Below are 22,238 nucleotides of genomic sequence, written 5' to 3'. Positions count from 1 at the left end.
CTCCAAACCCGCTGCGGCCGCGCGGCCGGCCCCGCTCAGGCGGCGGCGCGCAAGCGTCCATCGGCAGCCGCTAGCAGGGTTTGGTAAACGCCCTGATAACGGCGAATATTCTGCGCCCAATCATGCCGCGCGGCGACATGCCGGCGGGCGGCCTCGCGCATCGCCTCCCACTCACCCCGTCGGCCGAGCAGGGCGGAGAGCGCGCGAGCGCAGTCCGCCGGATCATCCGGCGCGAACAGAGTGCCCGTCACGCCGTCCTCGATCAGCTCGCGATGCCCGCCGACTGCGGAGGCCGCGACCAGGCGACCCTGCGCCATGGCTTCGAGAGGCTTGAGCGGAGTAACGAGATCGGTGAGGCGGCTTGCCTTGCGCGGATAGGCCATCACCGAACACAGCGAGTAATAGCGTTCCACTTCGGCATGCGGCACGCGGCCGACGAAGCGGATGGCCTGCGCCGCGGGCGATTCGGCCGCGCGGCGTGCCAGATCGCTTTGCATGGGGCCACCGCCCACCAGCAGCAGCCGGGCATCGGGATGTTCGGCCATCAGCGCCGGCATCGCCGCGATCAGATCGTCCAGCCCTTCGTAATCATAGAAACTGCCGATGAAGCCGATGACGGGGCCGGTGCCGAGATCGAGTTGCTCTGCCAGTGCTGCGTCGCGTGGTGGCGGATCACCGAACAGCGACAGGTCCACGCCATTGGGCACGATGCCGATCTTGCCTGCGGGGAAGCCGCGCGCCACCAGATCGTCGCGCAGGCCGTGGCAAATCGTCATCACCGCGTCGGCGCCCGCCACCACGTGGTTTTCCAGCCCGCGGGTGAGGTGATACCGGATAGAGCCTTCGCGTCCGGTACGATTGCCGACCGCGGCATCCTCCCAGAAGGCGCGAATCTCGTAGACCAGCGGCAGCCTGTGGCGGCGCGCGACGCGCAGGCCGGCGAGGCCGCCCAGCGCCGGCGAATGGGCGTGCAGCACATCGGGCCGCCATTCGGCGATCAGCCGCTCTATCCGATCGGTCAGCGCCGCAACCTCGCGCCATTCGCGCATGCCGGTCGGGCCGGAGACGCTGCCCGCCGTGCGATGGAACAGCAGGCCCTCGGCTGTCTGCGGATCGGGTTCGGCCGGCGCTTCCGCCGTATGGCGCAAGCCTGTGACGCCGCGCACCTCCATTCCCATGGCCTCCTGCGCCTTCATGATCGCACGCGTGCGGAAGGCGTAGCCGCTGTGCAGCGGCAAAGAATGGTCGAGTATATGGAGCACCCGGGTCATCGTCGGCATCCCTGCCACGACAAACTTAACGGCGCGTCAACCCCGCACCGATAGAGCGCCCTTACTGGCGGCCGCCTGCGCGCGGACGGCCGCATTGGCGGGACTGCGGGCTTGATCGACTATTTCACCCTTGCGCTGACCCATGGCCTGATGGCGGTCGCCCTGTGGCGCCTGCTCGCCCGCCCCGACCTGGATGAGGATGGTGCCGCGGAAAAGCCAAGGCGGCGCAGCCGGGCGACCCCGCTGAGTGCTGGCGAGGAGGGCGGCGATGCTTGATATCGCCCTGCTCGGCTTCATCGCGCTGTTCCTCCTCGCGGGATTGAAGCGGCCCTTCCTGTGGGTGCTTGCCTATATCTATATCGACGTGGTTGCGCCGCAGAAGATGGGCTGGGGGCCGATCCAGGCCATTCCCGTCTCGCTGATCGCCTTTGCCGCGGCCTTCGGCGGATGGCTGCTGCTCGATTCCAAGCACGGCAGCCGGTTCACCTTTCGCCAGGGACTCATCGCCGCGCTGCTCGCCTATTGCGGCCTCACCACTCTCAGCGCGGCCTATCCGGAGGCGGCGCTGGAAAAGTGGGACTGGGTGTGGAAGGCGCTGGTCTTCGCCATGTTCCTGCCCCTTGCCGTGCGCACCCGGCTGCGGCTGGAAGCGGTGGCGCTGTTCATGGTGCTGGCGATCGGCACGATCATCATCAATGGCGGCATCAAGACGGTGCTGGGCGGCGGCGGCTATGGCGAATTGCGCCTGCTGGTGACCGAGGATTCCGGGCTCTACGAAAGCTCGATTCTCTCCACCGCCGCCATTGCAACCATCCCGCTGGTGCTGTGGCTGGCGCGGTACGGCACGATCTTTCCGCCCGATTGGCGGGTGCGGCTCTATGCTGCGGGGATGGTGTTCGCCTGCCTGCTGATCCCCATCGGCACCGCGGCGCGCACGGGGCTGGTCTGTGCCGCCGTGCTGGGTGTGCTGATGCTGCGTTCGGTGCGCTATCGCTTCCTTTATGCCGGGCTGGCAGTGGCGTTGCTGGCGGTCGCGCTGCCGTTTCTGCCGCAAAGCTATGTCCAGCGGATGGACACGATCGGCAATTACCAGAGCGACGAGTCCGCCTCCACCCGGATACAGGTGTGGAAATGGACCATGGACTATGCTGCCGCCAATCCCATGGGCGGGGGATTCGATGCCTATCTGGGCAACAGCTTCACCTATCGCACGCGCAAGCTGGTGGGCACTCCGCCCAATGTTTCGGTGCAATATGAAACGGTTACCGACAAGGCGCGGGCCTATCACTCATCCTATTTCGAAATGCTGGGCGAACAGGGCTATCCCGGGCTGCTGCTGTGGCTGTGGCTGCAGGGGCTGGGCCTGTGGCAGATGGAGCGGATCCGCTGGCGATACGGGCGCAAGCCCGCCGATGCCGAAGACAACAACGGCCCTGCAAGCTGGCAGCGCGGCCTTGCGACGGCACTGCAACAGTCTCAACTCACCTATCTGGTGGGCGCCGCCTTCGTGGGCATTGCCTACCAGCCGTTCATCTTCATGCTCATCGGTCTGCAGTGTGCGCTGTGGAGCTATGTGAAGCGCGTGGATGGGGCGCCGCGCCGGGCACGATTCCGGCGCCCGGAAGCAGAATCGGAAGCGGACGAGGCGGAGCGGCTGCCCGTCTCCGCCTGAGCCGCTCGCCGCTCAGCGGGCGTGGGTGCGCATCCATTCCTCCACCACCGGGGCGATGCGCTGGCGCCACTTGCTGCCGTTGAAGATGCCGTAATGGCCGACCTCGCGGGCGAAGTGATATTTCTTCTGCGCCTCCGGCAGGCTCCGGGCGAGATCGAGCGCGGCGCGGGTCTGGCCGATGCCGGAAATGTCGTCCCGCTCCCCCTCGATCGCCAGCAGCGCGGTGTCGCGGATCGCGCCGGGGTCGATCAGCTTGCCACGGTGGTTGAACTCCCCGCGCGGCAGGGTGTGGCGCTGGAACACCTGGTCGATCGTTTCCAGATAGAACTCCGCCGTCATGTCGCAGACGGAGAGATATTCGTCGTAGAACTTCTTGGTCGCGTCTGCGCTTTCCTGATCGCCCATGGTGAGATGTTTGAACATCTCGAAATGGCTCATCATGTGGTTCTGCAGGTTCATGGAGATGAAGCCGGCCAGCTGCAGGAAGCCGGGATAGACTTGCCGCCCCGCGCCCGGATAGTTCATCGGCACCGTGGCGACCACATTGTTGCGGAACCACGACAGCGGCCGTTCCATCGCGACGTCGTTCACGGAAGTGGGGCTGGCGCGGGTATCCACCGGGCCACCCATCATGGTGAGCGTGGCGGGGCGGAACGGATCCTTCTCCGCCCCCATCACCGCTGCCGCCGCAAAGGCCGGCACGGAGGGCTGGCACACCGCCAGCATATGCGTGCCTTCACCGGTGAAGTGGAGGAACTCGATCAGATAGTCGATGTAATCGTCGAGATCGAAATCCCCTTCGCTCAGCGGCACCATCTTGGCATCCGCCCAGTCGGTGATCCACACTTCCTGGTTTTCCACCATCCGCGCCACCGTGCCGCGCAGCAGCGTGGCGTAATGGCCGCTCATGGGCGCAACGATCATCAAGCGCGGGGCGCCTTTGGGCAGGCCTTCGCGCCGGAAATGGCGCAGCGAACCGAACGGCTTCTCGAACACCACCGCTTCCGCCACGGGCCATTCCTTGCCCTCCACGGTCACGCTGTCGATGTTGAAGGCGGGCTTGCCGCGATCCTCGTAGATGTGGGCGAACACCTTGAGCGCGCTGGCCATGGTCGGCCCCATGCCGAAATATCCCATCGGCAGGCTGGGATTGTCGAGCAGTTCGGCGCCGATTTCCGCCCAGCGGCTGGCGCTGGACAGAAGCGCACGCTGCATCTCATAGGCATGGTAAAGCACTGTGTTTCCCTCGATCTTTCCCGGCGAGCCGCGGCATTTCCGCGGGTCTGCCGATACTGCATACGCTTCATATAGGCATTTTGTTGCAATGCGGCAAAGAAGCGGAAGCAATCCTGGTGCCGCTGCCGCTTCAATCCTGTGGGCAGATCGGCTAACGCGGCCGCAATGGCCCGCTCTCCCGCTTCGCAACCCGTAGAACCCGCCCGCAACCTTGGCCCGCTGGCGATGATCTTCCGCGCCGCCGGCGCCTATCCGCTGATGGTCTCGCTGGCGCTGCTCGCGCTGATCGTTACTGCTGCGGCCACTCTGGCGATCCCGGCCGGCTTCCGCCTCATCATCGACCGCGGTTTTGCCGAAGGCGCCGATCCGGCGGCGATCGGCCGGTGGTTTCGCTATCTCTTCGGTATCGTGGTGGTGCTCGCACTGGGCACGGCCTGCCGTTACTATTTCGTCAGCCTGCTGGGCGAGCGCGTGGTGGCGGACATTCGGCTGGCGGTGCAGACCAATTTGCTGCGCCTTTCCCCCGGCTTCTTCGAGGAGAACAGCCCCAAGGAAATCTCCTCGCGGATGACGGCGGATACGGCGCAGATCGAAACCGTGGTGGGCAGCACCATTTCCATCGCGCTGCGCAATGCGCTGATGGCGCTGGGGGGCACGGCCTATCTGCTTTATCTCGCGCCGCATCTCACCCTGCTGCTGGTGGTGGCGGTGCCGCTGGTGCTGCTGCCGATCGTGATCATCGGCCGGCGCGTACGCAACGTTTCGCGCGAGAGTCAGGATCGGGTGGCCGATATCGGCGCGCAGGTGACGGAAGTGCTGGGCGCCATGAAGGTGGTGCAGGGCTTCAATCAGGAACAGCGCGAAAGGGCGCGCTTTGCCGGCGCGGTGGAACGCAGCTTCACCACGGCCAAGCGGCGCATCACCCTGCGCGCGATCATGACCGGCGTGGTCATCAGCTTCATCTTCGGCGCGATTACCGCGCTGATGTGGCGCGGGGCGATCCAGGTTGCCGAAGGCACGCTGAGCGGCGGCACGATCGCGGCGTTCGTGCTCACCGGCGTGCTGGTGGCGGGTGCCTTCGGCGCGTTGGCGGAAGTCTATGGCGATCTGCTGCGCGGCGCGGGTGCCGCCAGCCGGCTGGGGGAGCTGCTGCAGGAACAGCCGGATATCGCGCCGCCCGCGCGCCCGCTGACCCTGCCGCAGCCGGCCCGCGGGGCCCTCTCGTTCCAGAACGTAACCTTCCGCTATCCCACGCGCCCGCAGTCGGCCGCGATCAGCGAGTTCGACCTGACGGTGGAGCCCGGCGAGACGGTGGCGATCGTCGGCCCTTCGGGCGCGGGCAAGTCCACGATCTTCCAGCTGGCGGAGCGGTTCTACGATCCGCAGATGGGCACGGTGCGGCTGGACGGGGTGCCGCTGGTGCAGGCAGACCCAGCCGAAATCCGCCGCCGCATGGCGCTGGTGCCGCAGGAAGGCACGCTGTTTGCCGCCAGCGCGCGGGACAATCTGCGCTATGGCGCGTGGGACGCGCCGGAAGAGCTGATCTGGGAAGCCGCCCGCGCCGCCAATGCGGAAGAGTTCCTGAAGGCTCTGCCCGATGGTCTCGACACGTTCCTGGGCGAGGGCGGTGCACGGCTGTCCGGCGGGCAGCGCCAGCGGGTGGCGATCGCCCGCGCGCTGCTGCGCGATGCGCCGATCCTGCTGCTGGACGAAGCGACGAGCGCGCTGGATGCGGAAAGCGAACGGCTGGTGCAGCAGGCGCTGGAGCGGCTGATGCAAGGGCGCACCACGCTGGTGATCGCCCATCGCCTGGCGACGGTTCGCGCGGCAGACCGGATCGTGGTGATGGATGACGGACGGATCGTGGAACAGGGCAGTCATGGGCAGCTGATCGCCAATGGCGGGCTCTATGCCCATCTCGCCGCCCTGCAGTTTCACGATTACAAGGCTGCCTGAGCCAGCCCCCGGCGCGCAAGGGTGCTTGCGCCGTGCATCAAGCGTCGGTTAATCGATAAAGTCACAAATGTAACCGACGAACGGCCTCCGGCGTCCGCCGCGGGGCTGTAAGCCATTCCGATCCGGCGCGCCCGCGCCTTTCGCCGGGCAGTGCATCTCTCGAAGAAAGGTCGCTGATGTTTCGTAAACTGCTTGCCGGCGCATCTGCCGCAGCTCTCGCAATCACTGTTCCCGCCGTCGCGCAGGATGAAACGCGTGACGCGCCCACCATGGAATTCGGCACCTGGGGCGTGGATCCGGCGCTGCTGGATACGGCGGTGAAGCCCGGCGATGACTTCTTCACTTATGTGAATGGCAAGTGGATCGCCGCCAACCCGATCCCGGCGGAATACACCCGCTTCGGCGCTTTCAACATCCTGCGCGAGAAATCGACGTCGGACGTCGAGAAGCTGGTGGCCGATCTGGTGAAGGAAAACCCCGCACAGGGCACGCAGGCGCGGCGCATCGTCGATGCCTATCAGTCCTATCTTGATACCAAGGCGATCGACGCGGCCGGCATGGCGCCGGCGCGCCCCTATCTCGACGAGATATTCTCCGCCTCCGATCTCACCTCTTTGGTGAAGCTGTTTCCGAAAGCGGGCCTGCCGTCACTCATTGCGGCCAGCGTGGATGTGGATTCCAAGGATCCCGATAAATATATCGTCAGCGTCGGCTTCGACGGCATGGGCCTGCCTGACCGCGATTATTACCTCGTGGACAGCGAGCGGAACCTCGAGATCCGCGATCGCTACAAGAAGTATCTCGCCTTCCTGCTGGGGAAGGCGGGCTACGCCGATCCGGCCGCGGCGGCGGAATCGGTCTATGCCTTCGAACATCAGGTGGCGCAGCTGGAGTGGGACCGCACCGCCCTGCGCAACCGGGACATTACCTATAACAAGCTGAGCCGCGCTGAACTGCTGGCGCTGGCGCCCGACTTCCCGATGGCCGAGCTGCTGGAGGCGTCGCAATTCGCCGATCAGGACGAGTTCGACACGCCGCAGGTGCCGCCGAGTGCGGAAGAGGCGAAGCAACTGGGCCTTACGGCGGAAGACCTCAAGGCCATCGGCGGCGGAACGCCCGCGATGATGGAACTGGTGGCCAAGACCCCGCTGGCCACGCTCAAGGCCTTCATGGCGGCCCAGTTCCTCAACAGCATGTCCTCGGTGCTGCCCAGCGACGTGGATCAGGCGCAGTTCGATTTCTACGGCAAGTTCCTCAACGGGCAGGAAGAGCAGCGCCCGCGCTGGAAGCGCGCGATCGCCGCGACCGAAGGCGAACTGGGCGAGCAGCTCGGCGCGCTCTATGTCGAGCGGTATTTCCCGCCCGAGAGCAAGGCGGCGATGGATGATCTGGTGAAGAACCTGCGCAAGTCGCTGGGGGTCAGCATCCGCGAGAACAGCTGGATGACGCCGGAGACGAAGAAGGAGGCGACAGCCAAGCTCGACGCCTTCACTCCGAAGATCGGCTATCCCGACGAGTTCGAAACCTATGACGGGCTGGAGATCAAGCCCGGCGATGCGCTGGGCAATATGGTTCGCGCCATCGAATGGACGATCGAGGACAACCGCTCCAAGCTGGGCCAGCCGGTGGATCGCACCGAATGGGGCATGCTGCCGCAGACGGTGAACGCCTATTACAACCCGACCTTCAACGAGATCGTGTTCCCCGCTGCGATCCTGCAGCCGCCCTTCTTCAATCCCGATGCCGATCCGGCGGTGAACTATGGCGGCATCGGCGCGGTGATCGGCCACGAGATGGGACACGGCTTCGACGATCAGGGCGCCAAGAGCGACGGCACCGGCGCGCTGCGCGACTGGTGGCAGCCTGCCGACCTCGCCCGCTTCAACGAACTGGGCGACCAGCTGGCGGCGCAGTATGACAGCTATTGCCCCTATGACGATGGCAAGACCTGCGTGAACGGCCGCTTCACCCTGGGCGAGAACATCGGCGACAATGGCGGGCTCAGCGTCGCCTATCGCGCCTATCGCATGTCGCTGGACGGCAAGGAGCCGCCGGTGATCGATGGCCTCACCGGGGACCAGCGCTTCTTCCTCGCCTGGGCGCAGGTGTGGCGTTCGGCGCAGCGCGAGGCTGCGGGCCGCCAGCGGCTGCTCACCGATCCGCACAGCCCTGAGGAATTCCGCGCCAACGGCGCGGTGCGCAACCAGGATGCATGGTACAAGGCCTTCAACGTGCAGCCGGGCGACAAGCTCTATCTGCCGCCGGAAAAGCGCGTGCATATCTGGTGATTTCGCAGGTGCAGCAGGCGGCGCTTGACTTCGCCGCCTGCTTTGCCATTGATCGCCCGCAATGGGATTGACCCTCACCGCCATACTTCTCGGTATCGTCGAGGGTTTGACCGAGTTCGTTCCGGTCTCCTCGACCGGGCACCTGATTCTCGCCTCCGAACTGTTCGGCTATGATTCCGCCCATTGGGCGATGTTCAATGTCGTGATCCAGCTCGGGGCGATCCTCGCCGTCGTCGTGCAATACTGGAAGACCTTCTGGGACGCCGGAATGGGCGTGCTGCGGCTGCAGGCGGAAGGGCTGCGCTTCGCGCGCAACATCCTCGTCGGCTTCCTGCCGTCGGCCGTGCTCGGCCTGATGCTCAAGGACTATATCGACATCCTTCTGGGCAGCCCGTCGGTGGTGGCCTGGGCACTGATCGTGGGCGGCATCGCTATCCTGGGGGTGGAGCGCACGGCCAAGCCGGGCGCCGACGTCGGCGTCGCCAACCTGCCGCTGCGTCAGGTTGCTGGGGTGGGGCTTGCGCAATGCCTCGCCATGGTGCCGGGCGTCAGCCGCTCCGGCGCCACGATCATGGGCGCGCTGGCGATGGGTGTCGGCCGCAAGACGGCGGCCGAGTTTTCCTTCTTCCTCGCCATTCCCACGATGATCGGCGCCTCCACGCTGGAACTGTTCGACAATCTCTCGGGCGCGAAGGGCGGCGCATCGCCGGTGGGCTGGGCCGAGATCGCGATCGGCTTCGTCGTCTCCTTCATTGTGGCGCTGTTCGTGATCCGGGCTTTCGTTGCCTATGTCAGCCGCCATGGATTCGCCCCTTTTGCGTGGTACCGAATCATTATCGGCGCCGCTGCCGTGCTCTGGCTCGCTTTTCGGTGACGCAGGGCTGCGATTCGGGGCCGATCCCGCCGGATCGCCTGCTTCGCTGGCGATAAATCTTGCCGCTTTCCACAAGGAGATCGCGGTTTTTTTGCGTTGCGCCGGTGCCAACCCTGCTTGTTCTATTTGCCCCGCCCGCAAGTGCTGCTATTTGCGGCCGACCTGTTGCGCCGCAGCGGACTGCGTCGCCGGGGGCTTGGTCGCTATCGAGCGTTCAAATCGGGGGTGGTCTGGTCATAGGCTGGCGCCCCACCATGTGAAGGGGAATTACAATGAAGAAGCTTATCGCCGTCGCTTCGGCTGCCGCTCTGGGTCTGGGTCTCGCCGCTTGCAGCGCTTCGGAAGAGCCTGCCGCCGACGCCACCGCCACCGAAACCCCGATGGCTGAAGACACCGCCATGGCCACCGAAACCCCGATGGCTGAAGACACCGCGGCTGCGACCGACGCCATGTCGACCGAAACGCCGATGGCTGAAGAGACCACGGAAGCTCCGGCTGCCGAGTAAGTTCTCGCACCACGAGTTCAGGAAGCCGGCCCGGGATTACCCGCGGCCGGCTTTTCTGTGCCCGCTTTCGGCGGGTCTCAGACCGGCTTGGCGGAAGAGCCGCGGCCGCCGCGCAGATGATATTCCTGCGTGCCGGGATGCAGCACATTGTCGCTATCCAGCACCGCGGCGTTGGCATAGGTGAAGCCGGGATCGAGGTTGCGATAGAGCTGATCGAAATCGCGCTCCACCGTCAGGCGGTAGAGGTCCGCCAGGCTCTCGATCACGAAGTAGGTCGGCTGCAGATCGTCGATCACGTAATCCGTCCGCATCACCCGGTCGACATCGAGCGTGATCCGGTTGGGCGAATGCCCCTCCAGCGCGAACACCGCTTCCTGCGGCCCGGACAGGATACCCGCACCATAGATGCGCAGTTCGCCCGCTTCGCGGATCAGGCCGAACTCCACGGTGTACCAATAGAGCGCCCCCAGCGCCTTCAGCCGGTTGTGGCGCATCGCCTTCCAGCCGGCCCGGCCATATTCCTGCATGTAATCGGCGAATACGGGGTCGGCGAGCATCGGCACATGGCCGAACACATCGTGGAACACGTCCGGCTCCTGGATGTAGTCGAAGGTTTCGCGGGTGCGGATGAAATTGCCGGCGGGGAAGCGGCGATTGGCCAGATGCCAGAAGAACACATGGTCGGGGATCAGCATGGGGACGGGCACCACGCTCCACCCGGTGAGCCGCCCCAGCTCTTTTGACAGGCGGCCAAAATCGGGCACGCCGCCGGCGCCCAGATCGAGCTGCTCGAGGCCCTGGAGGAAGGCGCTGCAGGCGCGGCCGGGAAGAACGTCCATCTGCCGCGCGAACAGCGCATCCCAGATCGCATCATCCCCTGCCGAATAGTCCCGCTGCGCCGGCTCTAGCCAGTCCTCGTCCACATGCGGTGGGCGGCGGAGCGGAGCGGTGAACACCGTGTCCGAAGGCTCCGGCAAGGCCGCGAAGTCGATTTCGCTGAGTGCGCTTTCCGGCATGGTAGTAAACTAACGTGGGCTGGCCGCCGGCGTTCCACTCGGCTCCGGCGATACGGCCGCCGGCGCGGCGCTGCCGGGCTGCAGCGCCTCGGCGGGAAGCGGCCGGGAATCGAGCATTGCGGCCGCGCGATCGAGCGCGCGCGCCTCCCCCACCGTCACTCCGCCCGGTCCCGGATCATTATCGCTCGCTCCGCAGGCGGAGAGGAGCAGCACGGCCGGAAGGAGCGCGGCCGGGCATAGGCCGCGCAAGGCGGGCAGGGCGCTGGCCCCGCCCGCCCTGTTGGCGATCTCCGTCACTCGGTGGGAGCGGTGGTGGGGCTGGCGGCTGCTTCCACGTCGGAAGCGGCTGCGGCCGCGGCATCCCCGGCCGCCTGATAGGCGTCGGTCGTCTCTTCGGCATTGTCCACCGCATCGTCCACCGCCTCCGAGGTGGCATCGGGATCGACGGCTGGGTCCGGCACATCGGCCATTGCCTCGTCGGCAGGCATTTCCACCGTATCGGCTTCCGCATCGGTGCTCGCATCGTCGGCGCTGCCGCAAGCGGCCAGCGTCATGGCCGAAGCAGCGGCAAAGGCCGCAAGTGCAAACTTCTTCATTTTCGATACCTCTCTGAAACGAACCGGCAGGGGCGCCCCTGCGGAGCGCGCACGCTAGACCACTGAAGCGCGCAAAAAAACCGCCAAAAAACCGCCCTGGCCGGTTCCCGCATCCCCCGTCGTCTGCCACAGCCCGCCCATGGCGGATGCAGGGCAGATGCAGGGCGAAGCGGAAGCGGCGCTGCGGCGGATCTTCGGATTCGAGCAGTTCCGCGGCGTGCAGCGCGACGTGGTGGCGCGCGTTCTGGCCGGGCAATCGACGCTGGCGGTGATGCCCACCGGTGCAGGCAAGTCTCTGACCTATCAATTGCCCGCCTGCATGCTGGACGGCACCTGCGTGGTCGTCTCCCCGCTCATTGCGCTGATGCACGACCAGCTGCGTTCGGCCCGGGCCAACGGCATCCGTGCAGCCGCGCTGACCAGCGTGGACGACGATCGGATGGCGACGATGGACGCCTTCCGCGCGGGCGAGCTGGACCTGCTGTATGTCGCGCCTGAGCGTGCCAGCCAGCCGCACTTCCGCGATCTGCTGGGCAGTGCCCGGCTGGCACTGTTCGCGGTGGACGAAGCGCATTGCGTGTCCGAATGGGGGCATGACTTCCGCCCCGACTATCGGCAGCTGCGCCCGCTGATGGACGCCTTCCCCGCCGTGCCGCGGCTGGCGCTGACCGCCACGGCGGATGCGCATACCAGGGCGGATATCCTGGCGCAGCTGGGCATCGGGGAGGATGGGCTGATCGTCGCCGGCTTCGACCGGCCGAACATCCGCTATGCCATCCGCCATCGCGAGAACGGGCTGCGCCAACTGGTGACCTTGCTGGCGGAGGAACGCGGGCCGGGCATCATCTATGCCCCCACGCGGCGGAAGGTGGAGGATCTGGCGGAGCGGCTCGCCAGTGTCTCCGGGCGGCGGGTGCTGCCTTACCACGCCGGCCTGCCGCCGGAGCAGCGCGCCGCCAATCAGGCCGAATTCGTGGCCAGCGAAGACATGGTGATCGTGGCGACGATCGCTTTCGGCATGGGGATCGACAAGCCCGATGTCCGCTTCGTCGCCCATGCGGGTATCCCTAAGTCGATCGAAGCCTATTACCAGGAGACGGGCCGTGCCGGGCGCGACGGCGATCCCGCGCGCGCGGTGATGCTGTGGGCGGCGGGCGATTTTGCCCAGGCGCGGCAAAGGCTGACAGAACTGGATGAGGGGCGGCAGGCCGGCGAACGCCAGCGGCTGGATGCGCTGGCCGTGCTGGTGGAAACGCCCACCTGCCGCCGCGCGGTGCTGCTGCGCCATTTCGGAGAAGAGCCGCCCGAACGCTGCGGCAATTGCGACAATTGCCTGGATGCGCCCGACGTGATCGACACCACGGAGCTGGCGCGCAAGCTGCTGAGCGCCGTCTATCGTACGGGCCAGAGCTATGGCTTCGGCCATCTGCAGAAGGTGCTTACCGGTGCGGAGGACGAGCGGGTGCGCCAGAAGGGGCACGACAAGCTATCCGTGTTCGGCATTGTCGGACAGGCGGAAGCGCGGCTGTTGCAGCCGGTCAGCCGTGCCTTGCAGGCGCGTGGCAGCCTTGTTGCGAACGAACACGGCGGCCTGTGCCTGGCGGGCGACGCGCGGGACATCCTGACTGGCGGCATGCCTGTGGTAATCGTCAGCCCCCCGGCGGCTGGAAAGCGGCGGCGCGGGCGCGATGCGGCGCCCAATCCCGTGGGCGATCCGCTGTTCGAGGCCCTGCGCAACCTGCGGCGCGAACTGGCGGAAGAAGCGCAGGTGCCGCCCTATGTGGTGTTCCACGATGCCACTTTGCGCGAAATGGCTGCCGCGCGTCCGACGAGCCTCGTCGAACTCGGCGCGATCAGCGGCGTCGGGGCGCGCAAGCTGGAAGCTTACGGCGAGGCCTTTCTGGCCGCGATCCGCGCCCACTGAGTCCCCCCGGGCGCACCATCCGGTTTCGCTTGACGGGGGCGGCATGTGATATAAAAACGATATCACAATTATATCATCAGGAGACCGGTCGTGATCGAGGGGAATGACGGCGCAATCACTCGCAGCCGGGAAAGCCGGGCCACCACCTTCAACGGCTATCTGCTGTTGCTGCTGTGGGTTGCCACCCTGCCGGTGGGGCTCTGGGGCCTCGGCATGTTGCGAGGGGGCGCGGGTGCGGGCGGCGCGGTGCTGGGCCTTGCGGTGTTTGCTTTTATCTTCCTGCTGTCGGGATTCTACATGATCCAGCCCAACCAGGGCGCGGTGATCACCCTGTTCGGCGCATATCGCGGAACGGATCGACGGCAGGGCCTGCGCTGGATCTGGCCGTGGATGATGCGCGCCAAGGTAACGGTGCGGGCGCACAACATCCATTCCGAGCGAGTGAAGATCAACGATCTGCGCGGTAACCCGATAGAGATCGCCTGCAACGTCGTGTGGCGCGTTCGCGATACGGCGCAGGCCAGTTTCGACGTCGATGACTATCGTGCCTTCGTGAACATCCAGATCGAAGCCGGTCTGCGCACCGTGGGCGCGCGGCATCCCTATGACGACATGAGCGAGGACGATGTGACGACGCTGCGTGGCAGCGCGGATGTGATCAACAGCGAGTTGCAGACCGAACTGAACGAGCGGCTCGCCGTGGCAGGGATCGTGGTGGACGAAGCAGGCCTGACGCATCTCGCCTATGCGCCGGAAATCGCCGGGGCGATGCTGCGCCGCCAGCAGGCCGAGGCGGTGATCGCCGCCCGTGCCAAGCTGGTGATGGGGGCGGTGAGCATGGTGGAAATGGCGCTGGCGAAGCTGAGCGAGGACCAGATCATCGAATTGGATGACGAACGGCGCGCCGCGATGGTCTCCAACCTGATGGTGGTGCTGTGCGGGGAGCGGGAAGTGAACCCGGTGGTCAACGCCGGCTCGCTCTACCAATAGGGTCGGCGCGGGCGGATGGCGCAATCAGGCAGGAAGGCCTTCGCCCTGCGGCTCGACCCCGCGCTGCACGCGGCGGTCGAGCGGCTGGCGGCGCAGGAGCTTCGCTCGGTCAACGCCGAATATGAAGTGCTGCTGCGCGAGGCGCTGGCGCGGCGCGGCGTGACCTTGGACCCGGCCAAGCCGCCGCGCCGCGGCCGCCCGCCGCGTGGTTGACTGCTGGTTAACCGATCGCCGCTAAACCGGCGGCATGGACAGCTTTGCCCCCACGCGCCGTGGCGCGCGCTTCGCCCTCGTTCTCGCCAGTGTCGCCGCGCTGGCGCTGCCGTTTGCCGCCGTGCCGGCGCAGGATCGCGCAGCACCCTATACGGTGGTGGAGACGGGGCGCGGCTATGCCCGGCTGCAGCAGGCCGTGGATGCGATCGGCGGCGGGCGCGGTGCAATCGCCATCGCCCCCGGGCGGCATGCCGATTGCGCGGTGCAGACGGAGGGGCGCGTCTCCTATCTCTCCACCGAACCGGGCGCGGCGATCCTCGATGGGGTGACATGCGAAGGCAAGGCGGCGCTCGTGCTGCGCGGGCAGGGGGCGGAGGTTTCTGGGTTGGTGTTCGAGAACATGCGGGTGCCCGATTTCAACGGCGCAGGCATTCGGCTGGAGCAGGGCGACCTCACCGTGGCGCAGAGCTGGTTCCGCGACAGCCAGCAGGGCATCCTCACCGCGGCCGATCCCAACGGCACCATCGTGGTGGATCGCTCCACCTTCAGCCGGCTCGGCACCTGCGAAGGCGCGGGCGGCTGCGCGCATTCGATCTACGTCGGCGACTATGGGCAGCTTCGCGTCACCCGCAGCCGGTTCGAGGAAGGGCGTGGCGGCCATTACGTGAAATCGCGAGCCGCCCGCGTGGAAATCGCCGGCTCCAGCTTCGATGATTCTCGGGGCAAGGCGACCAATTACATGATCGACCTCCCCGGCGGGGCGACGGGGCAGATCAGCAACAACTGGTTCGTGCAGGGCCGCGACAAGGAGAATTACTCCGCCTTCATTGCCCTGGCGGCGGAGGGGCGCAATCACAGCAGCGCGGGTCTCGTCATTCAGGGCAATGATGCGCGGCTGGCGCCGGGTGTCGATCGCAACACGGTGTTCGTGGCGGACTGGTCCGGCGATTCGCTCGCGCTGGGGGGGAACGTGCTCGGGCCTGGCCTCAAGCGGTTCGAGCGGCGCTGATCACGCGAACGCGGGGGCGTAGCTCACCGTACCGCGGGGGGCCCAGCCTGACAGGACCAGCCGCTGGAAATAGGCCGCGGGGGCACCCGGCAAGGTCAGGTGGGGATCGGTGACGAAGCCGAAGCGATGGTAATATTCCGGCTCGCCGAGCACGACGCAGCCTTTTGCTCCCATCTCGCTCAGCCGTTCCAGGCCCGTTTCAACCAGCCGCGATCCGATGCCGGCGCGCTGGCGGAGCGGCATCACCGATACGGGGCCAATCCCGAGCCAGCCGGATGTGCCATCGGAAATGGAGACGGGGGAAAAGGCCGCGTGGCCGATCACCGCAAGGTCCATGTTGAGCGCGACCAGCGAGAGCGTGAGATCGCCGGCAGCCCGTAGCCGGCTGACGACGGCGGCCTCGTCGCCGCGGCTATAGGGCGCGCCGCGAAAGGCGGCCTGCGTCAGCGCTGCGATTGCCGTTTCGTCCCCCGGTTGCTCTTGCCGGACCGTGCAAATGCTCATGAGATATTCGCTTCAGAGGGCGAATTCGGTGACCAGGGGAACATGGTCCGACGGCCTTTCCCAATCGCGGGCGCCTTCCACCACACGATGGTTTGTGGCCTGCGCTGCCAGCTCTGGGCTGGCCCACATATGGTCCAGCCGCCGGCCACGATCATTCGCCTTCCAGTCCTTGGAGCGATAGCTCCACCAGGAGTAATAGCGGTCGGGTGCGCGGATGTGCTCGCGCCCGATATCGCTCCAGCCGTGGGCATCCTTGAACCGTTGGAGTGTCTCCACCTCGATCGGGGTATGGCTGACAACCTTCAGCAGCTGGCGGTGGTTCCACACGTCGCATTCCAGCGGCGCAATGTTGAAATCGCCCACGATCAGCGTCGGCCGGTCCACCGCGTCGGCCCAGCGGGTCATCCGCTCGAGGAAGTCGAGCTTCTGGCCGAACTTGGGATTGATCTCCCGGTCGGGCTCGTCCCCGCCGGCGGGGACATAGACATTCTCCAGCACCATGCCCTCACCGGGGCCGAGCAGTTCCACGCCCACATGGCGCGCTTCGCCATTGTCCTGCCAGTCGTGCCGGGAGAAGTCGCGCAGCGGGATGCGGCTGATCGTGGCGACGCCGTGGTATCCCTTCTGCCCGTGCACCGCAAAATGGGTGTAACCCAGCTCCTCGAACGCGCGGTAGGGGAACTGCGGCTCCTGGCACTTGATCTCCTGCAGGCACAGCACATCGGGCGCCTGCTCGCGCAGGAAGCGCTCCACGATGGGCATGCGCAGGCGAACGGAATTGATGTTCCAAGAAGCGATGGAGACCATTTGTTGCGCTTAGGAAGGCTGCTGCATTGCGGCAAGCAAGACGGGGAAAGTTTCGCCTGGTTACCCACGGAAAGCCCGGGAAGGGGCAAGGAAAAACCCTCGTCCCGGGGGCAGTGGGACGAGGGTTCGTTCGAGCGTTCGTCACGCAAACAAGGCGGCTCTTCGTCGAGGAAGGGCAACAGGGGGGAAACCCGCCTCGTCACCGCCTTGTGAGGAGAGAATATGAGAAACAGGCTTGCTGGCGAATGAATGGCGCCGTGCAATTGGTCGCAGGCGGAAAACCGTTCGTCCGCCAGCCGTTCAGGTCGGGCGACGGGTGGTCCGACGCGGGTCGCGATAGGTGAATGTGCTGTCCGGCACGGAGATGCCATAGCGCTGGTTCGAGAGCCGGACGGTGGTGCGCTGGTTCTGCGCATCCAGCGCCACCCAGCTGACCAGTTCCAGCCCGCCGGGCGCGCCGGCATCCTTCACGAAGATCATCGTGATCGTGCCGTATTCGGGCTTCTTGGGGTCGCGTACCTCGACGCTCACCACGTCGGGATTGCCCGTCGGCATCAGCTTGCCATAGCGCTTTACGTCGCGATTGGGGTCGAGGAGAGCGCCAAGCGGCGAATTGCTGATCGGCCAGCGCTGCACCTGCTGCACATCGTAATCGATCAGCGTCAGCGATTTGCCGTTCGACACCACGAGCATGTTGACGCCCTTGGCATATTCGAAGCGGATCTTGCCGGGGCGCTTAAGCGTCAACTCGCCGCTCACCGTGCTGCCGGTGCGGTCGGTCTGGGTGAAATCCGCGCGCATCGTGGAAATGCCGCGCAGCGCCGCCACGGCCTGGTCGAGCGGGTCCGCCGCGGCAGCCACGGGCGCAGCGGGAATCGTTAGCGCTGCCGGCACGGCGAGCGCCAGCGCGGCGGCCATGGCCCCGCGCAGCGGCTTGCGGACAGAAATGGTAGTCAAGATGTTCATGCTCCCTCGCTATCTCGGGCGCATTGAACGATGCGTGAACCCGGCAGTTCCACCGGGTGCAGCTTACTTGATCTTGCCTTCCTTGAACTCGACGTGCTTCTTCGCAACCGGGTCGTACTTGCGGAAGGAGAGCTTCTCCGTCTGATTGCGCGGATTCTTCTTCGTTACATAGAAGAAACCGGTGCCAGCAGAGGAGTTCAGCCGGATCTTTATGGTTGCGGGCTTCGCCATGGTCTGATTCCCAAAATCTCTAAACCGGGGCAGCCGATCTGGCCGGTGCCCGAAACAATACGGGCGACGCGCCGGCGCCGCCCATCGGGCGCGCCTCTGCGCGAAAGGGGTCGGAAAGTCAAGCGCCGCGGGCGCTACCAGTCCACCTTGCCGCGGTTCGCCTTCACTTCCCCACGCACCTTCTTCGCCTTGAGCCGCTGCACCTTCCCCACGCGGTTTACGCGGCTGTTCGCCCGCTTTCTGGGCTCCACCAACGCCTTCTCGATCAGTTCGGCCAGCCGGGCCCGGGCATCTTCGCGATTGGCCTCCTGCGTGCGGAAGCGGCGCGCATCCAGCACGATCTCTCCCCGGGCATTGATTCGCTTGCCCGCCAGCGCCTTCAGCCGATGGAAGACGGCCGGCTCCAGCCCCAGGCGGTAGATGTTGACCCGCAGCTGCACTGCGGTGGCCACCTTGTTGACGTTTTGCCCGCCGGGGCCAGAGGCGGCGATGAAGCTCTCCTCCGCCAGCGAATGGGCGCGGGCGACCACGTCATTCATCGTGAAAGCCCTGATCCAGAAAATCCGCCGGCAGCGGGGCGTAGGCGGCCACGGGTTCGCGGCCATAGCGCGGCACTTCGATGCCCGAGGCGTGCAGCATGGTGCGCGGCGCGCTGCCCGCCTTGCCATAGACCGGATCGCCCAGCAGCGGGATGCCCAGGCCGCTGGCGGCATGGACGCGAATCTGATGGGTCCGCCCCGTCTCCGGCCGGAACTCGACCAGCGCATGGGGGCCGATCTCCGCCACCAGCCGCCAATGGGTGACGGCCGGCTTGCCCGCGCGGGCGGCGATCATTCGCCAGCCGCCCTTCTCGCTGCTGATCTTGGTGAGCGAGAGGGTGATCGTGCCCTCCTGCGTGCCGGGCACTTCGGACAGAATACCGAGATAGCGCTTGAGCACGCGCCGCTCCTCGAACGCCGCGGCGAAGCGGCGCAGGGCGCGCGGATTGCGCGCCAGCAGCAGGCAGCCGGAGGTGTCGGTGTCGATTCGATGCGCGGGGCCCGGCACGCGCTGGAAGCCCAATCGCAGATCGTTGAGGTGATCCGCGAGCGAAGGCCCCCCGGCGCGGGGCCGGTCGATCGGCAGGCCGCCCGGCTTGTCGATCACGAGCGCCTCCGCATCCTCGAACAGGATCGGGATCTTCACGAGAGCGCCGTGGCGATCCGCTGCATCGCCTCTTCCAGCACGGCCTCGTCGGCGGCGAAGCTGATGCGGAAGCCGTCGCGGCCGCCGAAGGCGCTCGCCGCCACCACCGCCACGCCGTGTTCCAGCAGATGCAGCGCCAGCTCGCCGTCATCCCCGCCGAAGCGCTCCATCAAGGGGGCCGCATCGACAAGGCAGTAGAAGGCGCCATCGGGCACGGGCGTGAACAGCCCAGGCACACTGTTGATTGCGCCAACGACCATGTCGCGCCGAGCCCGAAACCGCTCGCGCCAGTCGCTCAGGAAATCCTGCGGCCCTTCGAAAGCGGCGATGGCTGCGCCCTGGCTGACGGCCGCGGGGTTGCCGCTGCTGTTGCTCTGCAGCCGCCCGATCGCCTCGATCAGCCAGTCCGGCCCGGTCACCACGCCGATGCGGAAGCCCGTCATCGCATGGCTCTTGGACACGCCCGAAACGGTGCAGATGCGGTCCGCCAGATCGGGGCACAGATTGGCGAGGGTCGCGTGGGGGGCGCCGGTGTAGTTCAGCGGCGCGTAGATGTCGTCGGACAGCACCATCACCTGCGGATGGCGCCGCAGCACCGCCCCGATACCCTGCAGCATTTCCGCGGGATAGACCGCGCCTGTGGGGTTGCCGGGGCTGTTCAGCAGCAGCCAGCGCGTGCGCGGCGTTATAAGGGCTTCCAGATCGGCGGGGTCGAAGCGGAAGCCCTCGCGCGGATGCGTGATCAGCGGCACCACGCGGCCGCCGGCGAAACGCACCATCTGCGGATAGCTGACCCACCATGGGGAAGGAACGATCGCCTCGTCCCCCTCCCCAACGGTGGCGGCCAGCGCTTCGAAGATCGCCTGCTTGCCCCCGGCGGTCACAACGATACGTGCGGGGTCAGCGGCGATGCCCAGGTCGCGCGCGAAATGCAGCGCCGCCGCTTCCTTCAGCCGGGCCATGCCGGTCACGGGGGTGTAGCGGGTGAGCCCCGCATCCAGCGCGGCCTTGGCCGCTTCGATCACATGCGGCGGGGTGGGGAAATCGGGCTCCCCCACGGAAAGCGAGATGATGTCGCGCCCGGCTTCGCGCAGTGCCGTCGCGCGGTCGGTCATCGCGGTGGTAGGGGATGCGGCGATGCGGCGCAGCGCGGGGCTGAGGTGGTGCTGGCTCATGGCAGCCACATAGCAGGCATGAGGCCGCGAACGGCATTGCCGATGAAGAAGCCGCCGTCGAGATCGTCCAGCGTCAGCTCCGCCTCCTGCGCTCGCCCATCTTCCAGCAACTGCCGGCGCAGGACGCCGGGCAGCAGGCCCAGGCTGGCCGGCGGGGTGAGCAGCACGCCGCCGCGCTCTACGAAGATGCTGGTGAAACTGCCTTCGGTCAGCTTCCCATCATCCCGCACGAACAGGGCTTCGCCGGCCCCTTCCCGGCGGGCGATGTCATGCGCCGCTTTGTAGAAGAAGCGATCGGTGCTCTTGTGGCGCAGGCGCCAGTCGCCGGGGTGAACCGGCAGAGGCAGGGCGATGCAGCGCACCGGCTCCTGCGGCGTAGGCGGAAGCGGCTGCGTTTCCAGAGCGAGCGCGCCGCTGCGTGACAGCAGCAGGCGCAGCTTGGCCGGCTGTTCCAGCTCGAAGCACAGCGCCTGGATGCGATTGCGCGCCTCGTGCCGATCGAAAGCGAAGCCGAGTTCGCTCGCGCTCGCCTTCAGTCTCTCCAGATGCTGTTCGAGCAAGGGGATGCCCTCCAGCGGGTCCACGCGCATGCTCTCGATCAAATCGTGCCCGCCGGCTTCCCCGCGCACGAAGCCGCCCTTCACCAGGCATTCGCGCCACTCGTCCATGCCTTCGCTGTCGGCCACGATGGCACCGCCTACCCCCAGCACGGCCTGATGGCGCTGGTTCTCGCCCGGTGTCAGGCGAATTGTGCGGATGGCGACGTTGAAGGCGGCGTCTCCATTCGGTGCGATGCGGCCGATCGATCCGCAATAGGGGCCACGCGCCTCGCGCTCGATTTCCTGGATCAGCTCCATGGCGCGGATCTTCGGCGCGCCGGTGATCGATCCGCAGGGGAACAGGGCGCGCATCATGTCCATGGCGCCCATGCCGTCCACCAGTTCGGCGCGCACGGTGGTGACCATGGTGTGCACGGTGGGATAGCTTTCGACATGGAACGGCTGTTCCACCCGCACCGTGCCCGGTTCTGCCACGCGGCTCAGATCGTTGCGCATCAGGTCCACGATCATCAGGTTCTCGGCCTTGTCCTTGACCGAGGCGGCGAGTTCCGCGGCCAGCGCCGCGTCGGCCTCCGCCGTGCGCCCGCGGGGGCGCGTGCCCTTCATCGGCTTGCACTTGGCGGAGCGGCCGCGCAGGCTGAAGAACAGTTCCGGGCTGAAGCTCAGCAGCCAGTGCGATCCGTCGAAAATCACCCCGCCATAGCCGGCGCGGGCGGCGGGGCGGATCGCGGCATAGATCGCCAGCGGATCGCCGCGCGCCGGGCCGGCCAGCGGCATGGTCAGATTGGCCTGGTAGATGTCGCCCGCCCGGATCGCTTCCTGCAGCGCGTCGAACCCCTCCAGATAGCCGCCGGTGGACAGCTGCGGATCCAGGGGGCCGATCGAGGCAGGGCCTTGCGCCGCGCGCCCGGCCAGCCACTGCGGCACCTCGCCCGCCGGAATGCTGCGCATGGTATCGAACAGGCCAAACCATATCAGCGGTCCGTCCGCCCCGCTGCGCTCGGCCGCGAGCGGTTCCAGCCGGGGCTCGAGCGCGAGCCCCGCCTCATAGGCGAGATAGCCGGCCAGCGTACCCCCGGTGCGCCGGCGCGCCTCATCCGCTTCCTGTAGCACGCGGGCGACATCCTGCGGCCGCCGCGCCACGAAGATCTCGCGCGGCGCCTCGAACAATTGCGCATCGCTGGCGCCATCCTCGCGCGCGTCGTCGAGCAGGACAAAGGGTTCGTATCCGGCCATTTCGCCGCTCTAGCCGCAAATCC

General features: G+C 66.7%; 23 protein-coding genes. 10 read left to right on the top strand and 13 right to left on the bottom strand.

Going from position 1 to position 22,238, the window contains the following annotated elements; translation table 11 throughout:
* Positions 1–35: 35 nt before the first annotated feature.
* Positions 36–1,271 carry a TIGR04063 family PEP-CTERM/XrtA system glycosyltransferase gene (locus AEB_RS01700; RefSeq protein WP_119084390.1) on the bottom strand — a complete coding sequence of 412 codons (1,236 nt, stop codon included), beginning with the start codon at positions 1,269–1,271 and terminating at the stop codon, positions 36–38.
* Between the two features lie 111 nt (positions 1,272–1,382).
* Here AEB_RS01700 and AEB_RS18110 point away from each other — a divergent pair, with 111 nt between their 5' ends.
* Together AEB_RS18110 and AEB_RS01695 are read left to right on the top strand one after the other, a co-directional pair.
* Positions 1,383–1,547 carry a hypothetical protein gene (locus tag AEB_RS18110; protein ID WP_172592975.1) on the top strand — a complete coding sequence of 55 codons (165 nt, stop codon included), beginning with the start codon at positions 1,383–1,385 and terminating at the stop codon, positions 1,545–1,547.
* Positions 1,540–2,943 carry a putative O-glycosylation ligase, exosortase A system-associated gene (locus tag AEB_RS01695; RefSeq protein ID WP_119081605.1) on the top strand — a complete coding sequence of 468 codons (1,404 nt, stop codon included), beginning with the start codon at positions 1,540–1,542 and terminating at the stop codon, positions 2,941–2,943. The genes AEB_RS18110 and AEB_RS01695 overlap by 8 nt, the downstream gene beginning before the upstream one ends.
* A gap of 12 nt (positions 2,944–2,955) precedes the next feature.
* Here the strand turns inward: AEB_RS01695 and AEB_RS01690 are convergent, their stop codons facing one another.
* Positions 2,956–4,179: a polyhydroxyalkanoate depolymerase gene (locus AEB_RS01690; RefSeq protein WP_119081604.1), complete on the bottom strand. Its 1,224-nt coding sequence runs from the start codon at positions 4,177–4,179 to the stop codon at positions 2,956–2,958.
* Positions 4,180–4,344: 165 nt separating this feature from the next.
* Here AEB_RS01690 and AEB_RS01685 point away from each other — a divergent pair, with 165 nt between their 5' ends.
* The 4 genes from AEB_RS01685 (at position 4,345) to AEB_RS01670 (ending at position 9,803) form a co-directional block, all read left to right on the top strand.
* Complete coding sequence (locus tag AEB_RS01685; RefSeq protein WP_119081602.1) at positions 4,345–6,135, top strand: ABC transporter transmembrane domain-containing protein; 1,791 nt, start codon at positions 4,345–4,347, stop codon at positions 6,133–6,135.
* 176 nt (positions 6,136–6,311) lie between these two features.
* Entirely contained in the window at positions 6,312–8,423 is a 2,112-nt protein-coding gene (locus AEB_RS01680) for a M13 family metallopeptidase (RefSeq protein ID WP_119081601.1), read from the top strand.
* A gap of 61 nt (positions 8,424–8,484) precedes the next feature.
* The gene (locus AEB_RS01675) at positions 8,485–9,297 is read left to right on the top strand and encodes an undecaprenyl-diphosphate phosphatase (protein ID WP_119081599.1); all 813 of its coding nucleotides are present in this window, start codon (positions 8,485–8,487) and stop codon (positions 9,295–9,297) included.
* Between the two features lie 272 nt (positions 9,298–9,569).
* A complete protein-coding gene (locus tag AEB_RS01670; protein ID WP_119081598.1) occupies positions 9,570–9,803 on the top strand; it encodes a hypothetical protein in 234 nt (77 codons plus the stop codon).
* Positions 9,804–9,880: 77 nt separating this feature from the next.
* Here AEB_RS01670 and phhA read toward each other — a convergent pair whose 3' ends face one another.
* The 3 genes from phhA to AEB_RS01655 are packed head-to-tail and all read right to left on the bottom strand — an operon-like array spanning position 9,881 to position 11,415.
* A complete protein-coding gene (phhA, locus tag AEB_RS01665; RefSeq protein WP_119081596.1) occupies positions 9,881–10,819 on the bottom strand; it encodes a phenylalanine 4-monooxygenase in 939 nt (312 codons plus the stop codon).
* Between the two features lie 9 nt (positions 10,820–10,828).
* On the bottom strand, positions 10,829–11,116 hold the full coding sequence (locus AEB_RS01660; RefSeq protein ID WP_231958854.1) for a hypothetical protein: 288 nt from the start codon (positions 11,114–11,116) through the stop codon (positions 10,829–10,831).
* Positions 11,113–11,415: a hypothetical protein gene (locus AEB_RS01655; protein ID WP_119081594.1), complete on the bottom strand. Its 303-nt coding sequence runs from the start codon at positions 11,413–11,415 to the stop codon at positions 11,113–11,115. Before AEB_RS01655 ends, AEB_RS01660 begins: the two co-directional genes overlap by 4 nt.
* A 139-nt stretch (positions 11,416–11,554) precedes the next feature.
* On the opposite strand from AEB_RS01655, the gene recQ reads away from it, so the two are divergent.
* From recQ to AEB_RS01635, 4 genes are all read left to right on the top strand, one after another.
* Complete coding sequence (recQ, locus tag AEB_RS01650; RefSeq protein ID WP_119081593.1) at positions 11,555–13,339, top strand: DNA helicase RecQ; 1,785 nt, start codon at positions 11,555–11,557, stop codon at positions 13,337–13,339.
* Between the two features lie 90 nt (positions 13,340–13,429).
* A complete protein-coding gene (locus AEB_RS01645) occupies positions 13,430–14,329 on the top strand; it encodes an SPFH domain-containing protein (RefSeq protein ID WP_119081591.1) in 900 nt (299 codons plus the stop codon).
* Between the two features lie 15 nt (positions 14,330–14,344).
* A complete protein-coding gene (locus tag AEB_RS01640; RefSeq protein WP_119081589.1) occupies positions 14,345–14,542 on the top strand; it encodes a toxin-antitoxin system HicB family antitoxin in 198 nt (65 codons plus the stop codon).
* 34 nt (positions 14,543–14,576) lie between these two features.
* Entirely contained in the window at positions 14,577–15,551 is a 975-nt protein-coding gene (locus AEB_RS01635; RefSeq protein ID WP_119081587.1) for a right-handed parallel beta-helix repeat-containing protein, read from the top strand.
* On the opposite strand, the gene AEB_RS01630 is transcribed toward AEB_RS01635, so the two are convergent.
* The 8 genes from AEB_RS01630 to pabB all read right to left on the bottom strand — a co-directional run bounded on the left by AEB_RS01630 (position 15,552) and on the right by pabB (position 22,215).
* The gene (locus AEB_RS01630) at positions 15,552–16,055 is read right to left on the bottom strand and encodes a GNAT family N-acetyltransferase (protein ID WP_119081586.1); all 504 of its coding nucleotides are present in this window, start codon (positions 16,053–16,055) and stop codon (positions 15,552–15,554) included.
* A 12-nt stretch (positions 16,056–16,067) separates the two neighbouring features.
* The gene (locus AEB_RS01625) at positions 16,068–16,862 is read right to left on the bottom strand and encodes an exodeoxyribonuclease III (RefSeq protein WP_119081584.1); all 795 of its coding nucleotides are present in this window, start codon (positions 16,860–16,862) and stop codon (positions 16,068–16,070) included.
* Between the two features lie 300 nt (positions 16,863–17,162).
* Positions 17,163–17,828 carry a LolA family protein gene (locus tag AEB_RS01620; RefSeq protein WP_119081583.1) on the bottom strand — a complete coding sequence of 222 codons (666 nt, stop codon included), beginning with the start codon at positions 17,826–17,828 and terminating at the stop codon, positions 17,163–17,165.
* A 63-nt stretch (positions 17,829–17,891) separates the two neighbouring features.
* Positions 17,892–18,059 (bottom strand): 50S ribosomal protein L33, encoded by a 168-nt coding sequence (rpmG, locus tag AEB_RS01615; RefSeq protein ID WP_119081581.1) that lies wholly within the window; start codon positions 18,057–18,059, stop codon positions 17,892–17,894.
* Positions 18,060–18,193: 134 nt separating this feature from the next.
* Complete coding sequence (gene arfB / locus AEB_RS01610) at positions 18,194–18,598, bottom strand: alternative ribosome rescue aminoacyl-tRNA hydrolase ArfB (protein ID WP_119081579.1); 405 nt, start codon at positions 18,596–18,598, stop codon at positions 18,194–18,196.
* Positions 18,591–19,244: an RluA family pseudouridine synthase gene (locus tag AEB_RS01605; RefSeq protein WP_119081577.1), complete on the bottom strand. Its 654-nt coding sequence runs from the start codon at positions 19,242–19,244 to the stop codon at positions 18,591–18,593. Before AEB_RS01605 ends, arfB begins: the two co-directional genes overlap by 8 nt.
* Positions 19,241–20,419: a pyridoxal phosphate-dependent aminotransferase gene (locus AEB_RS01600; protein ID WP_231958853.1), complete on the bottom strand. Its 1,179-nt coding sequence runs from the start codon at positions 20,417–20,419 to the stop codon at positions 19,241–19,243. Before AEB_RS01600 ends, AEB_RS01605 begins: the two co-directional genes overlap by 4 nt.
* Positions 20,416–22,215, bottom strand: coding sequence for an aminodeoxychorismate synthase component I (pabB, locus tag AEB_RS01595; RefSeq protein ID WP_119081576.1), 1,800 nt, complete (start codon positions 22,213–22,215; stop codon positions 20,416–20,418). Before pabB ends, AEB_RS01600 begins: the two co-directional genes overlap by 4 nt.
* Positions 22,216–22,238 lie beyond the last annotated feature (23 nt).

Origin of the sequence: Altererythrobacter sp. B11, from assembly GCF_003569745.1 — a bacterium.
In the GTDB taxonomy this organism is placed as follows: domain Bacteria; phylum Pseudomonadota; class Alphaproteobacteria; order Sphingomonadales; family Sphingomonadaceae; genus Croceibacterium_C.
The sequence above is the reverse complement of the archived record's forward strand: the minus strand, read 5'-3'. Positions and strand labels throughout refer to the sequence as shown.

Coding starts and splice junctions, on each gene's coding strand:
- AEB_RS01700 (WP_119084390.1), bottom strand. CDS start 1,271: ATGACCCGGGTGCTCCATATACTCGACCATTCTTTGCCGCTGCACAGC.
- AEB_RS01695 (WP_119081605.1), top strand. CDS start 1,540: ATGCTTGATATCGCCCTGCTCGGCTTCATCGCGCTGTTCCTCCTCGCG.
- AEB_RS01685 (WP_119081602.1), top strand. CDS start 4,345: ATGGCCCGCTCTCCCGCTTCGCAACCCGTAGAACCCGCCCGCAACCTT.
- AEB_RS01680 (WP_119081601.1), top strand. CDS start 6,312: ATGTTTCGTAAACTGCTTGCCGGCGCATCTGCCGCAGCTCTCGCAATC.
- AEB_RS01675 (WP_119081599.1), top strand. CDS start 8,485: ATGGGATTGACCCTCACCGCCATACTTCTCGGTATCGTCGAGGGTTTG.
- AEB_RS01670 (WP_119081598.1), top strand. CDS start 9,570: ATGAAGAAGCTTATCGCCGTCGCTTCGGCTGCCGCTCTGGGTCTGGGT.
- phhA (WP_119081596.1), bottom strand. CDS start 10,819: ATGCCGGAAAGCGCACTCAGCGAAATCGACTTCGCGGCCTTGCCGGAG.
- AEB_RS01655 (WP_119081594.1), bottom strand. CDS start 11,415: ATGAAGAAGTTTGCACTTGCGGCCTTTGCCGCTGCTTCGGCCATGACG.
- recQ (WP_119081593.1), top strand. CDS start 11,555: ATGGCGGATGCAGGGCAGATGCAGGGCGAAGCGGAAGCGGCGCTGCGG.
- AEB_RS01640 (WP_119081589.1), top strand. CDS start 14,345: ATGGCGCAATCAGGCAGGAAGGCCTTCGCCCTGCGGCTCGACCCCGCG.
- AEB_RS01635 (WP_119081587.1), top strand. CDS start 14,577: ATGGACAGCTTTGCCCCCACGCGCCGTGGCGCGCGCTTCGCCCTCGTT.
- AEB_RS01630 (WP_119081586.1), bottom strand. CDS start 16,055: ATGAGCATTTGCACGGTCCGGCAAGAGCAACCGGGGGACGAAACGGCA.
- AEB_RS01625 (WP_119081584.1), bottom strand. CDS start 16,862: ATGGTCTCCATCGCTTCTTGGAACATCAATTCCGTTCGCCTGCGCATG.
- AEB_RS01620 (WP_119081583.1), bottom strand. CDS start 17,828: ATGAACATCTTGACTACCATTTCTGTCCGCAAGCCGCTGCGCGGGGCC.
- rpmG (WP_119081581.1), bottom strand. CDS start 18,059: ATGGCGAAGCCCGCAACCATAAAGATCCGGCTGAACTCCTCTGCTGGC.
- arfB (WP_119081579.1), bottom strand. CDS start 18,598: ATGAATGACGTGGTCGCCCGCGCCCATTCGCTGGCGGAGGAGAGCTTC.
- AEB_RS01600 (WP_231958853.1), bottom strand. CDS start 20,419: ATGAGCCAGCACCACCTCAGCCCCGCGCTGCGCCGCATCGCCGCATCC.
- pabB (WP_119081576.1), bottom strand. CDS start 22,215: ATGGCCGGATACGAACCCTTTGTCCTGCTCGACGACGCGCGCGAGGAT.